At 72.9% G+C, this 14,308-nt stretch carries 15 protein-coding genes; 6 read left to right on the forward strand and 9 right to left on the reverse strand.

Annotated features, from left to right (window positions below; genetic code table 11):
• Nucleotides 1-46 precede the first annotated feature (46 nt).
• A complete protein-coding gene (gene hrpB / locus BCF33_RS12800; RefSeq protein ID WP_106161277.1) occupies nt 47-2,449 on the reverse strand; it encodes an ATP-dependent helicase HrpB in 2,403 nt (800 codons plus the stop codon).
• 109 nt (nt 2,450-2,558) lie between these two features.
• Here hrpB and meaB point away from each other — a divergent pair, with 109 nt between their 5' ends.
• Nucleotides 2,559-3,542 (forward strand): methylmalonyl Co-A mutase-associated GTPase MeaB, encoded by a 984-nt coding sequence (gene meaB / locus BCF33_RS12805; protein WP_106161278.1) that lies wholly within the window; start codon nt 2,559-2,561, stop codon nt 3,540-3,542.
• Nucleotides 3,543-3,628: 86 nt separating this feature from the next.
• The gene (rpmB, locus tag BCF33_RS12810; protein WP_106161279.1) at nt 3,629-3,916 is read left to right on the forward strand and encodes a 50S ribosomal protein L28; all 288 of its coding nucleotides are present in this window, start codon (nt 3,629-3,631) and stop codon (nt 3,914-3,916) included.
• 147 nt (nt 3,917-4,063) lie between these two features.
• On the opposite strand, the gene BCF33_RS12815 is transcribed toward rpmB, so the two are convergent.
• Nucleotides 4,064-4,411, reverse strand: a complete 348-nt coding sequence (locus tag BCF33_RS12815; RefSeq protein ID WP_106161280.1) for a hypothetical protein — start codon at nt 4,409-4,411, stop codon at nt 4,064-4,066.
• Nucleotides 4,412-4,588: 177 nt separating this feature from the next.
• On the opposite strand from BCF33_RS12815, the gene lepA reads away from it, so the two are divergent.
• Nucleotides 4,589-6,388, forward strand: a complete 1,800-nt coding sequence (gene lepA / locus BCF33_RS12820) for a translation elongation factor 4 (protein WP_106161674.1) — start codon at nt 4,589-4,591, stop codon at nt 6,386-6,388.
• 39 nt (nt 6,389-6,427) lie between these two features.
• On the opposite strand, the gene BCF33_RS12825 is transcribed toward lepA, so the two are convergent.
• From BCF33_RS12825 to BCF33_RS14490, 3 genes are all read right to left on the reverse strand, one after another.
• Nucleotides 6,428-6,550: an entericidin gene (locus BCF33_RS12825; RefSeq protein ID WP_106161281.1), complete on the reverse strand. Its 123-nt coding sequence runs from the start codon at nt 6,548-6,550 to the stop codon at nt 6,428-6,430.
• An 18-nt stretch (nt 6,551-6,568) separates the two neighbouring features.
• On the reverse strand, nt 6,569-6,733 hold the full coding sequence (locus BCF33_RS12830; protein ID WP_106161282.1) for a DUF1328 family protein: 165 nt from the start codon (nt 6,731-6,733) through the stop codon (nt 6,569-6,571).
• Nucleotides 6,734-6,817: 84 nt separating this feature from the next.
• Nucleotides 6,818-6,952 carry a hypothetical protein gene (locus BCF33_RS14490; RefSeq protein WP_281260019.1) on the reverse strand — a complete coding sequence of 45 codons (135 nt, stop codon included), beginning with the start codon at nt 6,950-6,952 and terminating at the stop codon, nt 6,818-6,820.
• Between the two features lie 294 nt (nt 6,953-7,246).
• Between BCF33_RS14490 and BCF33_RS12835 the strand changes: the two genes are divergently transcribed.
• Both BCF33_RS12835 and BCF33_RS12840 read left to right on the forward strand, forming a co-directional pair.
• Nucleotides 7,247-7,564 (forward strand): hypothetical protein, encoded by a 318-nt coding sequence (locus BCF33_RS12835; RefSeq protein ID WP_106161283.1) that lies wholly within the window; start codon nt 7,247-7,249, stop codon nt 7,562-7,564.
• A gap of 32 nt (nt 7,565-7,596) precedes the next feature.
• A complete protein-coding gene (locus BCF33_RS12840) occupies nt 7,597-8,151 on the forward strand; it encodes a cytochrome b (protein ID WP_106161284.1) in 555 nt (184 codons plus the stop codon).
• An 18-nt stretch (nt 8,152-8,169) separates the two neighbouring features.
• Here BCF33_RS12840 and BCF33_RS12845 read toward each other — a convergent pair whose 3' ends face one another.
• A complete protein-coding gene (locus BCF33_RS12845; RefSeq protein ID WP_106161285.1) occupies nt 8,170-8,934 on the reverse strand; it encodes an alpha/beta fold hydrolase in 765 nt (254 codons plus the stop codon).
• Nucleotides 8,931-10,220: a serine hydroxymethyltransferase gene (glyA, locus tag BCF33_RS12850; protein ID WP_106161286.1), complete on the reverse strand. Its 1,290-nt coding sequence runs from the start codon at nt 10,218-10,220 to the stop codon at nt 8,931-8,933. The genes BCF33_RS12845 and glyA overlap by 4 nt, the downstream gene beginning before the upstream one ends.
• A gap of 138 nt (nt 10,221-10,358) precedes the next feature.
• Here glyA and BCF33_RS12855 point away from each other — a divergent pair, with 138 nt between their 5' ends.
• Nucleotides 10,359-11,117: an NAD kinase gene (locus tag BCF33_RS12855; protein WP_106161287.1), complete on the forward strand. Its 759-nt coding sequence runs from the start codon at nt 10,359-10,361 to the stop codon at nt 11,115-11,117.
• 21 nt (nt 11,118-11,138) lie between these two features.
• On the opposite strand, the gene BCF33_RS12860 is transcribed toward BCF33_RS12855, so the two are convergent.
• Nucleotides 11,139-13,055, reverse strand: coding sequence for an AMP-binding protein (locus BCF33_RS12860; protein WP_106161288.1), 1,917 nt, complete (start codon nt 13,053-13,055; stop codon nt 11,139-11,141).
• A 423-nt stretch (nt 13,056-13,478) separates the two neighbouring features.
• Complete coding sequence (locus tag BCF33_RS12865) at nt 13,479-14,273, reverse strand: hypothetical protein (RefSeq protein ID WP_106161289.1); 795 nt, start codon at nt 14,271-14,273, stop codon at nt 13,479-13,481.
• Between the last annotated feature and the right edge of the window lie 35 nt (nt 14,274-14,308).

A 14,308-nucleotide genomic window follows, 5' to 3' on the forward strand; every position in this document is an offset into this window, starting at 1 on the left:
CCGGGGCGGAGGCACGGGAGCCGCCGGCCCGCCGGCACCGGTCCGCCTATCCCCGCCGCTTCGCCCGGACCGTAGGCTCCGCGCCCGCGGGGTCCTCCGGCCAGGGATGCTTGGGGTAGCGGCCGCGCATCTCCTTGCGGACCTCCGCGTACTCGCCGGCCCAGAACCCCGGCAGGTCGGTAGTGACCTGAAGGGGGCGCCCCGCGGGGGAGAGGAGCGTGACGCGCAGGGGCGCGCCGCCCACGCGCGGATGCTCCGCCACGCCGAACAGCTCCTGCAGACGAACCTCGATGCCCGGAACCTCGCCGCCGTAGTCGATCGGCACCTTCCGCCCCAGGGGCGTGGCGAAGGCGGGCGGGGCGGCGGCGTCGAGGGCGCGCATCCCCTCCCAGCCCAGCCGGGCCTCCAGGGCGGGGCGGATGTCGAGCGCGCGGATCGCCCCAGCGTCGCGCACCTCGCCCAGCCAGGGGAGGAGCCATTCGGGATCGGCGAGGAGCGCCTCGTCCGAGAGGTCCCTCCCGGCCGCCGCGGCGCGGGCCCGCAGGAGGCGGACGGCCTTCGTCCCGGGCAGGCCGAGGGCGCGGACCCCTTCGAAGGCGGCGCGGGCCAGGGCATCGGGCGGGGCGTCCCAGCCCCGCTCCGCGAGGACGACGGCGCCGAGCATCTCGCGCTCGGCTGCGACGACGCGGCCCGCGCGCCGATCCCATTCGCAGAGCCGGACGACCGCGACCGGATGGAGCGCCCGCACCTCGGCTTCCGAGACCGTCATCGCCCGGCGGACCCGCGCCTCCCGGCCCGCGCCGTCCAGGTCGGCGGCGACGATCATCCGCTCGCCGGCCAGCGCCTCGTCGCCCCGCATGGTCGCGCCCCGCCCGCCCGAGAGGAGCCAGCGCGCCTCGTCCCCTTTCCGCCGCAGCCCGATCCGGTCGGGGAAGGCCAGGGACAGGGCCCCGCCGCTGGAGGGGGCGGACGGACGCCCCGGATGGCCGGAGGGCGATGCGTCGCCGTCCGGCACGAGAGGGGGCGGCGCAGCGGCGGGGCGGAGCCGCTCCAGCCGCTTCGCCTCGCGGCGCACGGGGGCCATGGCGGGATCGCCCCAGCGTCGCAGCCGGACCTCGAGGTCGACGCCGGCCTCCCGCAGGGGGTCCCGCTCGGAGAGGAGCGCGGCGAGGTGCGCCGATCCCGGCGCACGGATGAGCATGTGGGCGAGGCGCGGGTGCAGCGGCAGGGCCGCCATGGCGCGGCCATGGGGGGTGACGGACCGGCCGTTCAGCGCCCCGAGCGCGCGGAGGAGGTCGCGCGCCGCCTCGAGCCGTCCCTCGTCCGGCGGATCGAGGAAGGGCAGGGCGTCCGATCCCCACTCTGCCAGCGTCAGGGCCAACGCCGCCAGGTCCGCGGTCGCGATCTCCGGGGGGGCGAAGGGGGGCATCGCCCCTTCCTCCGCACGGGTCCAGTCGCGGAAGCAGACCCCCGGACCGGTCCGTCCGGCGCGGCCCCGGCGCTGGTCGGCCTCGGCGCGCGATGCGGCTTCGGTGACGAGCCGCCCCATGCCCGTGCCCGGATCGAAGCGCGCCCGGCGGGCGAGGCCGGCGTCCACGACGACCCGCACCCCCTCGATGGTCAGCGAGGTCTCGGCGATGGAGGTCGCCAGCACCACCTTGCGCCCCTTAGCCGGGGCCACGGCGCGGCGCTGCGCGGCGAGCGGCATCGCGCCGTAGAGGGGCATGACCTCGGCCCCGCAACCTTCGAGGGCGGCGGCGCAGGCCCTGATCTCCCGCTCGCCGGGCAGGAAGACGAGGGCCGATCCCCTTTCTTCCGCCAGCGCCTCGCGGGTCAGGGCGGCGATGGCGCGGGGGTCGCCGCGACGCTCGCCCGTGCGGCGGGGGTGGGTCCGGTACCGGGTCTCGACGGGGAAGGCGCGTCCCTCGGAGGTCACGGTCCGCGCGCCGATCAGCGCAGCCACGGGTTCCGCGTCGAGGGTGGCCGACATGACGAGGAGGCGCAGGTCCGGGCGCAGCGCCCCGGCGGCCTCCAGCGCGAGGGCGAGGCCCAGGTCGGCGTCGAGCGAGCGTTCGTGGAACTCGTCGAATACGAGGCAGGCGACGTCTTCGAGGGCAGGGTCGGACTGGAGGTGGCGGGTCAGCAGGCCCTCGGTCACGACCTCGATCCGGGTCGCGCACGAGACCTTCCGCTCGCCCCGCATGCCGTAGCCGACGGTGCGGCCGACCTCCTCGCCCAGCGTCTCGGCCATGCGCGCGGCCGCGGCGCGCACGGCGAGGCGGCGCGGCTCGAGCATGAGGATGCGGCCTTCGGGCAAGGTGCCTAGCAGCGCCAGCGGCACGCGGGTCGTCTTGCCCGCGCCGGGCGGGGCCTGCAGCACGCAGCGCCCCCCCTCGGGCGCGAGGGCGGCGAGCACGTGCGGGATCGCGGCGTCGACGGGCAGGTCCATCGCTGCGTTCTGACCCGGCGGGCACGATCTTGGAAGGTCGGCGCGTCGCCGGTGCAGGCGCGGGCCGAGACGCTTGCAAGAGCCCTCGCGCGCCCGCATCCCTTCGTCGATGGATGTCGAGGCCCTGGCCGAAGCCGTCGCCGGGGGCGACCGGCGCGCCCTCTCCCGGGCGATCACGCTGGTGGAGTCGTCGCGCGCGGACCATCGCGACGGGGCGGCGCGCCTTCTCGACCGGCTCGCCCCCCGGACGGGCGGGGCGCTGCGGCTGGGGCTGACGGGCACGCCCGGCGTCGGCAAGTCCACCTTCGTGGAGGCGCTGGGCCTTCATCTGACGGGGCAGGGGCGCCGGGTCGCCGTCATGGCGGTGGACCCGTCCAGCACGCGCACGGGTGGCAGCATCCTCGGGGACAAGACCCGGATGGAGCGGCTCGCGCGCGAGCCCGGCGCGTTCGTGCGGCCGTCGCCCTCGCAGGCCACGCTGGGCGGCGTCGCGCGGCGCACGCGCGAGGTGCTGGCCCTCTGCGAGGCGGCGGGCTTCGACGTGGCCATCGTCGAGACGGTGGGCGTCGGCCAGTCCGAGACGGCCGTGGCGGGGCTGACGGACGTGTTCGCGCTGCTGCTGGCCCCGGCGGGGGGGGACGAGCTGCAGGGCGTGAAGCGCGGGATCATGGAGGCGGCGGACCTCGTCCTCGTGAACAAGGCGGACGGGGACCTCGCCGCGCAGGCCCGGCGGACGGCGGCGGACTATGCGGGGGCGCTGCGCCTTCTGCGCCGCGGGGCGGAGGACCTCGAGGGCTTTCCGAAGGCGCGTACCCTCTCGGCGCTGGAGGGGCGGGGCGTCGCCGAGGCCTGGGAGGAGATCGCCGCGCTGCACGCCGACCGGAGGGATTCAGGTGCGCTGGCGGCCCGGCGGGCGGCGCAGGCCGAGGCGGCCTTCGACGCCGAGCTGCGCGCCCTGATCCTGGAGCGTCTGGCGGCGGACGCTGGAACGGCCGCCCGCGCGGAGGCGCTGCGGCGGGCCGTCGGGCAGGGCGCCCGTGCCCCCGCGGCGGCGGCCCGCGAGGCGCTTGACGCCTCGGCTGCCGGGGTCTAGGTCGCGCGGACCTTTTTCGGGGCGCCGTTCGGGCGCCCGTCGCCGTTTGCGCCGGGTCCGGCGCCCGAACCCGAGGATAGAGCCCCATGTCGCGCGTCTGCGAACTCTCCGGCAAAGGCCCGATGACGGGCAACAACGTCTCGCACGCCCACAACAAGACCCGCCGCCGCTTCCTGCCGAACCTTCAGGACGTCTCGCTGATGTCCGAGGCGCTGGGGCGGACGTTCAAGTTCCGCGTCTCCTCCGCCGCGCTGCGGACGGTGGATCACCGGGGCGGCCTCGACGGGTTCATGATGAAGGCGAAGGAAACGGACCTCTCGCCCGCCGCCCGCAAGGTCCGCAAGGACATCCTGGCGGCCCGCGCCGCGGCCTGAGTTTTCCGTAGCGTCCTGCCCGGGCCCCGTTTCGGCGGGGCCCTTCGCGTTTCCAAGGCCGGGTTCGGCGAGCGGGACGCGCCGGCCCAGGGCCCTGATGCCGCCCGGGTCCGCCTTCGCGGCGGACCGGTCCCCGGGCTGGCCCCTTCAGCTGCAGGTGCGGGCGGCGGCGTCGGCGAAGCCGGTCCACTCGTCCCAGAACGCCTCGTCCCGGGGGCGGTCGGACTGGCGCGTCTCCTGCGCGCTGTGGGGGTCGGAGAAGAAACGGGCGCCGCGGCGCTGCTCGCGTCCCGAGAGGCGGACGTCCGCGACGGCCTGGATGCAGCCGCAGAGCACGGGGTTGGCCCTGTCCCGGCCCCCGACCAGGCAGGCGCGGCTGATCGGGCCGGTGGCGCTGGCGACGTAGGGGCCGCGCGTCGAGACGTCGGTCCGGCTGCCGCCGCAGCCTGCGAGCACGAGCGTCCCGAGGACGCCGATGGCGAGCGTGATGCGCATGGATTTCCCTCCGAACGTCCCTGTCCGTCCCCGACCCTGCACGGGTGGGCATCCTCGCGCAATCCGCCGCGCGCGCCCGCCCGTCCACGCGGCCCGCGCCTGTCGCGTTCGTGCCGCGCCCCCTCCGCGACGCGCAGGCCCGTTTCCCTTCCCTCGAACCCCCCATATATGCCGCGCATGACCGATCTCGCGCATATCCGGAACTTCTCGATCGTGGCCCATATCGACCACGGGAAGTCCACGCTCGCCGACCGCCTGATCCAGGAGACGAACACCGTCTCGGAGCGGGACATGAAGGAGCAGCTGCTCGACGCGATGGACATCGAGCGCGAGCGCGGGATCACCATCAAGGCCAACACGGTGCGGATCGAGTACACCGCCCGCGACGGCGAGGACTACGTCCTGAACCTGATCGACACGCCCGGCCATGTGGATTTCGCCTACGAGGTCTCGCGCTCCATGCGGGCGGTGGAGGGATCGCTCCTCGTGGTCGATTCGACGCAAGGCGTCGAGGCCCAGACGCTGGCCAACGTCTATCAGGCCATCGACGCCGACCACGAGATCGTCCCCGTCTTCAACAAGATCGACCTTCCGGCGTCCGACATCGACCGGGTGGCCGAGCAAGTCGAGGACGTGATCGGCATCGACGCGAGCGGCGCGATCCCCGTCAGCGCCAAGACGGGCGAGGGCATCCGCGAGGTGCTGGAGGCCATCGTCACCCGGCTTCCCGCCCCGAAGGGCGCGCCGGACGCGCCGCTCAAGGCGATGCTCGTCGATTCGTGGTACGACGCCTATCTGGGCGTGATCGTCCTTGTGCGCGTGATCGACGGCACGTTGAAGAAGGGCGCCCGCGTGCGGTTCATGTCGAACGGCGCGGTGCACGGCGTGGACAGGGTCGGCGTGTTCCGCCCCACCATGCAGGACGTCGGCGAGCTGGGACCGGGCGAGATCGGGTTCCTGACGGCCTCGATCAAGCAGGTCCGCGACACCCGCGTGGGCGACACGATCACCACAGAGAAGCACGGCGCGACCGAGCCCCTGCCGGGCTTCAAGCCCTCGCAGCCGGTCGTGTTCTGCGGCCTCTTCCCGGTGGACAACGCCGAGTTCGAGGACCTGCGCGACGCCATCGACAAGCTCGCGCTGAACGACGCGAGCTTCTCGCACGAGATGGAGACTTCGGCCGCGCTCGGCTTCGGGTTCCGCTGCGGGTTCCTCGGCCTTCTCCACCTCGAGGTGATCCGCGACCGGATCGAACGGGAATACGGCATCGACCTCGTCACCACGGCGCCTTCGGTGATCTATCACGTGCACATGCGCGACGGGTCCATGATCGAGTTGCACAACCCCGCCGACATGCCCGACCCGACCCTCGTCGACCATATCGAGGAGCCGCGCATCAAGGCGACGATCCTCGTCCCGGACGAGTATCTCGGCGACGTCCTCAAGCTCTGCCAAGATCGGCGCGGCATCCAGGAGGACCTGACCTACGCCGGATCGCGCGCGATGGTGGTCTACGACCTGCCGCTGAACGAGGTCGTGTTCGACTTCTACGACCGGCTCAAGTCGGTGACGAAGGGCTATGCCTCCTTCGATTATCAGATGACGGGCTACCGGCAGGACAACCTCGTGAAGATGCAGATCCTCGTGAACGAGGAGCCTGTCGACGCCCTCTCGATCATGGTCCACCGCGACCGTGCGGAGAGCCGTGGCAGGGCGATGTGCGAGAAGCTCAAGGACCTGATCCCGCGCCACATGTTCAAGATACCGATCCAGGCGGCGATCGGCGGCAAGGTCATCGCGCGCGAAACCCTGGCCGCCCTGCGAAAGGACGTGACGGCCAAGTGCTATGGCGGGGACGTGAGCCGGAAGAAGAAGCTTCTCGACAAGCAGAAGGCCGGCAAGAAGAAGATGCGCCAGTTCGGCAAGGTCGACATCCCGCAGGAGGCGTTCATCTCGGCGCTGAAGATGGATGGCTAGAGGCGGCGCCGCATCCCGGGGGACGCGGCGCCGGGCCGGTCAGATCTCCGCGGCGATCTCGTCGCCGACGTTCTCGGCGTCCTGAACGAAGCCTTCGGCGGTGTTGCATGCCGCGACGCTCAGCAGCGCGAGCAGGGCGGCGGTCAGACGGATCGTGGTCATTGCTTGATTCCTTCCAGGTCAGACTGCGATGGCGATCACGCCGAAGAGCACGAGCAGGAACACGACCAGCGCGATGCCGATCAGGATCTTGGCGCCCGTCAGGGCGACCCCTTCGACCCGGCCGAGGCCGAGCAGCCCGGCGATCGCGGCGACGACCAGAAGGATGAGGATCAGTTCGAGCATGAATGGTGTCTTCTCGGCTGTGAGGCTGGATCTTCATGCGGGCGCCGCCGTGGGGCGGCGCCCGGCGCGAGGGGTCGAAACCTCCTAGAAGAGGTTGTCGCCTTCGGATTCCGCGATCTCGTCGGCGGCGACGACCGCGCCGGCGCCGACCAGCGGCGCGCAGGCCGACAGGACGGGAACCGCCAGAAGGGCGAGGATGAGGGCGAGGGATTTCGGCATTGGGTCTCTCCGTTGAGCGTCCAGGGCTTTGTGTCCGGTTCAGCACCGGAACCCGCCCTTCGGTTCCATCCGGGCGGCGGCGGCAGGCGAGGCCCCGCGCGGCGGCGGGGCCGCCACCAAGCGTTCGGATACCTTGGTCCCTTCGGGTGGCGGAACGCTTCGGCAGCTCAGGCCGTCCAACTTGGCAGCGCCCTCTGGAATGCTTGCGGAACGCCGTTCGGGCGGCAGCGCGGCCGGGCGGGGTCGGGTTTTCCGCCATCGCCAAGGCGCCTGCTGCGCGGGCAGCATCGGAGCATGACCCCGAATCTTCTGATCGCCCTCCTGATCGGCCTTCCGGCCGCCCTTTCGCTCTGTCTCACGTTTGGTCTGGGGCGGCGGGGCTTCCTCGCCTGCCTGGCCGTCGCCGCGGCGGGCACCGCCTGCTGGCTCTTCTGGGCCCTCTTCGTCTTCGAGCCGGTCGGATACCTCGCCGAGCTCGCGGTGGTGATCTTCGGCGTCGCCTCCGGCCTGACCCATGCCGGCGTCGCGCTGGGCGGTGGCGCCGCTTGGCTGGTCCGCCGCATCCGGGCCTCCTCCTCCGCCAGAGGCTTGCCCGGCGCGCCTGCGCGCTAGCTTCCCCGGCGATACACCCCGGAGGAGCCCCGATGACCGCCGCCGCCGATCTCGACGATACCAAGCATCGCACCGACCGGGTGCCCGGACGCTACCATTCCTCGCAGAGAGCGCTGCACTGGCTCGTCGTGGTCCTGGTGGTGTTCCAGTTCCTCACCGGCGGCCAGATGGAGGCCGCGTTCCTCCTGCGGGACGTGCAGCCCTTGAATCTGGCCGGCCCGGTCTGGGTGCATGGCACGATCGGGTTGTCGATCCTCGCCGCGATGCTGGGCAGGGCCGGGCTGCGCGCGCGCTACGGCGCGCCGCCTCCTCCCTCGGACGAGCCGCGGCCGGTGCAGTGGCTCAGCCGGGGGACGCATTACGCGTTCTACGTTGTGCTGATCCTCATGCCGATCGCCGGGCTGGTCGCCGTGCTCTCCGGCAATCCGACGATCGCCTGGGCGCACGGCGTCACGGCATACGTTCTTCTGGCGCTCGCGGCGCTGCATGTGGCGGGGGCGCTCTGGCATGCGTTCAAGCGCGACGGGGTGGCGACGCGGATGCTGGGCCGCGACCCAGCCGAGAAGGACATGGCGCGCACGGACTAGGCACGGACCAGGCCGCCCTCACGCCCTGTCGAGGAAGGCCCGTACGGCGGCTACGAACTCCCGCGGCTTCTCGGCGTGCAGCCAGTGGCCGGCGCCGGGGATGCGGGCGATCCGGGCCCGCGGGAAAAGCGCGCGGATCGCGCCTCGCGCCTCGGCCGGGACGTAGTCGCTCTCCCCGCCGGCGAGGAAGAGGGCGGGGCCGTCGAACGTGCCGCCAGGATCGTGCCAGCCCACGATCCCGTCCATCGCGGCGTCGAGCGCGTCGAGGTTCAGCGCCCAGCGCCCATCGCGGACGTCGAGCGACTGGAGGAGGAAGGCCCGCACGCCCGGATCGTCCACCGACTTGGCGAGGGCCGCGTCCGCTTCCCCGCGGGAGGAGACGGTCGCTGGATCGAGCGCGCGCATCGCCTCGATCAGGTGCCGCTGCGTGTGGTCGTAGGCGATCGGCGCGATGTCGGCCACGACCAGCGCGTGGACGAGGTCGGGCCGGGCGAGCGCGAGCGTCATCGCCGCCTTGCCGCCCATCGAATGGCCGATCACGTCCCAGGCCCCGCCGCCTTCGGCCTCGATCGTCTCGGCGAGATCGCGGGCCATCGCGGGATAGGAATGGTCACCGGACCGGCCGCTCGCCCCGTGGTTCCGCATGTCCACGGTGACCACGCGGCCCCGGTCCGACAGGCGCCTGGCGATTACCGACCAGTTGCGCCCCGACCCGAAGAGGCCGTGCGCGACGAGGAGGGGCCTTGCCGGCCCGTCGCCGAAGCCCGCCCGTTCGAGTATCATCGGTAGATCGGGAACCGCTCCGTCATCTCGGCCACTTCGGCGCGCACGGCTGCCTCGATGGCGCCGTTCCCCTCCGGGCCGTTCGCGGCGAGGCCATCGACGACGCGGCCGATCCACTCGCCGATCTGCCGGAACTCCGGCGTGCCGAAGCCGCGGGTCGTGCCCGCTGGGCTGCCGAGGCGCACGCCGGAGGTGACGGTCGGCTTCTCGTCGTCGAAGGGGATGCCGTTCTTGTTGCAGGTGATGTGCGCCCGGCCCAGCGAGGTCTCGGCCGCGTTCCCCTTTACCCCCTTGGGGCGCAGGTCCGCCAGGAGCAGGTGGCAGTCCGTGCCCCCGGTGACGAGGTCGACGCCCGCCGCCGTCAGGGCCTCGCCCATGGCTTGGGCGTTCTCGATCACCTGCGCCTGGTAGGCGCGGAACGAGGGGTCGAGCGCCTCGCGGAAGGCGACGGCCTTGGCGGCCACGACGTGCATAAGGGGCCCGCCCTGGATGCCCGGGAAGATGGCGGAGTTGAACTTCTTCGCCAGCCCCTCGTCGTCGGTCAGGATCATGCCGCCGCGCGGGCCGCGAAGCGTCTTGTGCGTCGTGGTGGTGGCCACGTGCGCGTGCGGGAAGGGGCTGGGATAGAGACCGGCCGCGACGAGCCCCGCGAAATGCGCCACGTCCGCCAGCAGATAGGCCCCGACCTCGTCGGCGATCTCGCGCATCAGGGCGAAGTCGAGATGGCGCGGGATCGCCGATCCGCCGGCGATGACCAGCTTGGGCCGGTGCTTCTTCGCCAGGTCGCGCATCTGGTCGTAGTCGGGCGTCAGGTCGTCCTGCCGCACCCCGTATTGCACCGCGTCGAACCACTTGCCCGACTGGTTGGGACGCGCCCCGTGAGTCAGGTGGCCGCCGGCGTCGAGGCTCATGCCCAGGATCGTGTCGCCCGGTTGGAGGAGCGCGGTGAACACCCCCTGGTTCGCCTGGCTGCCGGAGGAGGGCTGCACGTTCGCGAACCCCACGCCGAAGAGGCGCTTGGCCCGCTCGATCGCCAGCTCCTCGGCGACGTCGACATGCTGGCAGCCGCCGTAGTAGCGCCGGCCGGGGTAGCCTTCGGCGTACTTGTTCGTCATCACCGAGCCCTGCGCCTCGAGCACCGCGCGCGAGACGATGTTCTCGGAGGCGATCAGCTCGATCTCCTGCTGCTGGCGACCGAGCTCGTGGTCGATGGCCGCGGCGATCTCGGGATCGGTCTCGGAAAGGGGCGCGGTGAAGAAGCCGTTCAGGCGGTGCGGAGCGTTCATGGTCCCATCTCCCTCTGGGGGCGTCGCCGCCGACTACACCCTGCGGGCGCCGGCGCAAAGCGCGCGGGTGGCGAACCGGCGCGCGCTTGCGTTCCTATCAGGCGGCGGGGCAGGCTGGCGCGGGACGGGGAGGGACGATTGACGCGCATCGCTTTCACGGCTGCGCGCGGCGCGGCCCCGCAGGAGGCGCGGGAGCGCCTGATCGCCCGGTATGGCGACGTGCCGCCGGCCGAGGCCGAGGTCGTGGTGGCCCTGGGCGGCGACGGGTTCATGCTCCAGACGCTCCACGCGACCGAGGGGCTCGACGCGCCGACCTACGGGATGAACCGCGGAACGGTCGGTTTCCTGATGAACGACTACTCGGGAGGGGATCTGCCGGCGCGCCTCGCCGCCGCGGAGGAGGAGGTGATCCACCCCCTTCGCATGCATGCCGTCGACGAGGACGGAGCCGCGCACGAGGCCCTCGCGATCAACGAGGTCTCGCTGCTACGGGCGGGGCCGCAGGCGGCGAAGCTGCGGGTCAGCGTGGACGGGCGCGTGCGCATGGAGGAGCTGGTCTGCGACGGCGCGCTCGTGGCGACGCCGGCCGGCTCCACGGCCTACAACTATTCCGCCCATGGGCCGGTCCTGCCCATCGGCTCGGACGTGCTCGCGCTGACGGCGATCGCGCCATTCCGGCCCCGCCGCTGGCGCGGGGCCCTCATCCCGGAGGGCGCTGCGGTGCGGTTCGAGGTGCTGGAAGGGGCCAAGCGGCCCGTCATGGCCGACGCCGACAGCCGCGCCGCCGTCCGCGTGCGCGAGGTCGAGGTCCGGTCGGCCCCCGAGATCCGCCATCGGATCCTGTTCGACCCGGGCCACGGCCTGCAGGAGCGCCTGCTGCGCGAGCAGTTCGTCTGAAGCTGCCGGGGCCTGCCGGGGTCAGGACGCGCCTTCCGGGCGGCGATCCCCGGTTCGCGGCCTCCGCCGACCGTGCAGGGCCACGGCGATCTCGTCCAGGATCGCGGGATCGTCGATCGTCGCCGGCATTCGCCATTCGCGACCGTCGGCGATGGCGGCCATCGTGCCGCGCAGGATCTTGCCCGAACGGGTCTTCGGCAGGCGGTCCACCACGACCGCCGTCCGGAACGCCGCCACGGGGCCGATCTCCGCCCGGATCCTGGCGACGCATTCGGCGGCCACGTCCTCGGGAGGGCGCGCGGCGCCGTCGTTCAGGCAGAGCAGGCCGAGGGGAAGCTGGCCCTTCAGCTCGTCCGCCACGCCGATCACCGCGCATTCGGCGACGTCCGGATGGCCGGCCAGCACCTCCTCCATCGCGCCCGTGCTCAGGCGGTGGCCGGCCACGTTTATCACGTCGTCGGTGCGCGCCATGACGAAGAGGTTTCCGTCCTCGTCCGTCGTGCCGGCGTCCCCCGTGGCGTAGAAGCCCGGAAAGGCGGACAGGTATGTCTTCTCGAAGCGCTCCCCCCCGTTCCAGAGGCCGGCGAGCGTGCCGGGCGGCAGCGGCAGGCGGACCGCGATGGACCCCAGCGCGCCGGCCGGAACGGGCGCGCCGCCCTCGTCCAGCACGGCGACCTCGTAGCCGGGCATCGCACGCCCCGGCGAACCCGTCGGCACGTCCTCGAGGCCCAGCCCGAGGGGGTTGGCGGCGATCGCCCATCCGGTCTCGGTCTGCCACCAATGATCGATCACGGGCACGCCGAGCTTGGCCTTCGCCCAGTCCACCGTGTCGGGATCGGCCCGCTCGCCCGCGAGGAACAGCGCGCGCAGCGAGGAGAGGTCGTGCCGATCGACGAGCGCGCCCCCCGGGTCGGCCCGCTTGATGGCGCGGAACGCCGTGGGCGCGGTGAAGAGGACGCCGACCCGGTGCTCCTCGATGACCCGCCAGAACGCGGCGGCGTCCGGCGTGCCGACGGGCTTGCCCTCGTAGAGCACCGTCGTGTTCCCGTTCGCCAGCGGGCCGTAGACGATGTAGCTGTGCCCGACGACCCAGCCGACGTCCGAGGCGGTCCAGAAGACGTCCCCCGGGCGGACGCCGTAGACGTTCTGCATGGTCCAGCGCAGCGCGACGAGATGGCCGCCCGCCGTCCGCACCACGCCTTTGGGTCGGCCCGTCGTCCCGGAGGTGTAGAGGATGTAGGCCGGATGGTCGCCGGGCACCGAGACGCATCCGGCGGGCTCGGCGCCGTCCTGGAAGTCGTGCCAGTCCACGTCCCTTCCGGGCTGCAGCCGGCTCTCGGCTTCGGTGCGCTGCAGCACGACGCAGAACTCCGGCGCATGGGCGGCCAGTTCCAAGGCATCCTGCAGAAGGGGCCCGTATTCGACCACGCGCCCCGGCTCGATCCCGCAGGAGGCGGCTATGACGGCCTTCGGGGCGCAGTCGTCGAGGCGGACGGCCAGCTCGTTCGCCGCGAAGCCGCCGAAGACGACCGAATGCACGGCCCCGATCCGCGCGCAGGCCAGCATCGCCACCACCGCCTCGGGGATCATCGGCATGTAGATGACGACCCTGTCGCCCGAGAGCACGCCGTGGCGCCGCAGCGCCCCCGCGAGCCGGGCGGTCGCGTCGCGCAGTTCCCCATAGGTGAGGGTTCGCTTCGTGCCGGTCACGGGGCTGTCGTGGACGATGGCAGGACGATCGCCCTTGCCGGCGGCGACATGCCGGTCGACGCATTCGTGGCAGGTGTTGAGGGTTCCGTCCGCGAACCAGCGGTGTACCGGAGCCTCGCCCGTCAGGGCCCGGGTCGGAAAGCGATCCCAGTCGAGGCCGCGCGCGGCCTCCATCCAGAAGCCTTCCGGATCCGCGCGCCATGCCTCGTAGGTCTCACGGTAGCCCATTCGCGTCCTCCTCCCCTCTTCGAAGGGTGGGGCCGGCATGCGGGCGGGGTCAAGCGGCCTGCGGCGGCGGCGGAACATGGCCGACGAGCAGGACGATCGCGCCCTGGATGTCGCCATTTGGACATCCGCGTCGAAAACGTGTCTGCGCCCGGCCCCCGCGTGGCGTCAGATCGCGTCATTGCCGCCGTCGAGCGGCGAATCGGCCCCTGCCGGACGCCTCCGGCGCGGGCCCCCCGGAGTGACATGGCGATGGGCATCCGCAAGCCCCGCCGGCCGAGGAAGGCTGGCACGAGTCCCTATTCGGACGTTCCCTCCAAGGCCGCCGCGCTGGGCGCGCGCCGCCCCCCGAGGAAGGGTCGCTGACGACAGGTGCCCGGCCGGGGCCGAACGCCCCCGCCGAGCATCGCCCGCCGCCGGACGGGCCTATGGAAGCCGGAGGGAGAGGTGATCGTCGTGCCGGGCGGCACGGCAGCCCGGTGAGCCGACCTTCCCCCCAGCCGCGCCAGCCGCCGCGGCGAGGCGCGGATCGAGCAGCACGCGGCCGATGCGGCCGTCGGCCTGCAGGAAGCGCAGCGCGGCGGCCAGCCGGTCGAAGTCCGGCTCGCGCTCCGGCAGGAGGCGCTGCAGCCAGCGCAGGTCCGTGAGGGCGGGCGGACATCCCGCGGCGCCGCCCGCATGGCTTAGATAGCCGATGGGCGAGGGCGAGAGGCCCGGCGCGTAGCCATCCTCGTCCCGCCACCAGAGGGCGAGGTCCAGCTCCCTTCCGTCCTCGTGCGAGCGGTGGGGAAGCATGGGCATGGGCAGGGGGAAGCCGCCGTCCAGCGTCTCGGTCACCGTGCCGGGAAAGCGGATCGCGAGGGAGGTCGCGAGGGCCTCGGCCGCGCGCCGCATCTCGGGTGCGACGTAGCGGCGGTTGAGGACGCAGTATGCCGGCGCGGCTGGGCGCAGCGTCTCGCCCATGCAGGGCAGCGCGACGCGGCCGAACTGCGGCGCGGCCGCCCATGCGGCGAAGGAGAGGACCGCATAGGCGGCGGGAAAGGCGAGCCATCGGCGCCGGAACGGCAGCGCCATCAGCCAAGCGAGGCCGCCGACCTGCGAGAGAAGCGTGAGGAGGACGGCGACCGAGAGGTGCAGGACGGCCCCTGGCAACCGTCGCCGCAGGACGCCCCCAGCCTGGCGCGGCCTCGGGGCGCGGCGTCGGTCGTGCGGCTCGGTCATCGCAGGGCCGTCCCCTCCTCGCCCCGGCGCGCCCC

Source organism: Hasllibacter halocynthiae (assembly GCF_003003095.1).
Lineage (GTDB): Bacteria > Pseudomonadota > Alphaproteobacteria > Rhodobacterales > Rhodobacteraceae > Hasllibacter > Hasllibacter halocynthiae.

Coding starts and splice junctions, on each gene's coding strand:
- hrpB (WP_106161277.1), bottom strand. CDS start 2,449: ATGGACCTGCCCGTCGACGCCGCGATCCCGCACGTGCTCGCCGCCCTC.
- meaB (WP_106161278.1), top strand. CDS start 2,559: ATGGATGTCGAGGCCCTGGCCGAAGCCGTCGCCGGGGGCGACCGGCGC.
- rpmB (WP_106161279.1), top strand. CDS start 3,629: ATGTCGCGCGTCTGCGAACTCTCCGGCAAAGGCCCGATGACGGGCAAC.
- BCF33_RS12815 (WP_106161280.1), bottom strand. CDS start 4,411: ATGCGCATCACGCTCGCCATCGGCGTCCTCGGGACGCTCGTGCTCGCA.
- lepA (WP_106161674.1), top strand. CDS start 4,589: ATGACCGATCTCGCGCATATCCGGAACTTCTCGATCGTGGCCCATATC.
- BCF33_RS12825 (WP_106161281.1), bottom strand. CDS start 6,550: ATGACCACGATCCGTCTGACCGCCGCCCTGCTCGCGCTGCTGAGCGTC.
- BCF33_RS12830 (WP_106161282.1), bottom strand. CDS start 6,733: ATGCTCGAACTGATCCTCATCCTTCTGGTCGTCGCCGCGATCGCCGGG.
- BCF33_RS14490 (WP_281260019.1), bottom strand. CDS start 6,952: ATGCCGAAATCCCTCGCCCTCATCCTCGCCCTTCTGGCGGTTCCCGTC.
- BCF33_RS12835 (WP_106161283.1), top strand. CDS start 7,247: ATGACCCCGAATCTTCTGATCGCCCTCCTGATCGGCCTTCCGGCCGCC.
- BCF33_RS12840 (WP_106161284.1), top strand. CDS start 7,597: ATGACCGCCGCCGCCGATCTCGACGATACCAAGCATCGCACCGACCGG.
- BCF33_RS12845 (WP_106161285.1), bottom strand. CDS start 8,934: ATGATACTCGAACGGGCGGGCTTCGGCGACGGGCCGGCAAGGCCCCTC.
- glyA (WP_106161286.1), bottom strand. CDS start 10,220: ATGAACGCTCCGCACCGCCTGAACGGCTTCTTCACCGCGCCCCTTTCC.
- BCF33_RS12860 (WP_106161288.1), bottom strand. CDS start 13,055: ATGGGCTACCGTGAGACCTACGAGGCATGGCGCGCGGATCCGGAAGGC.
- BCF33_RS12865 (WP_106161289.1), bottom strand. CDS start 14,273: ATGACCGAGCCGCACGACCGACGCCGCGCCCCGAGGCCGCGCCAGGCT.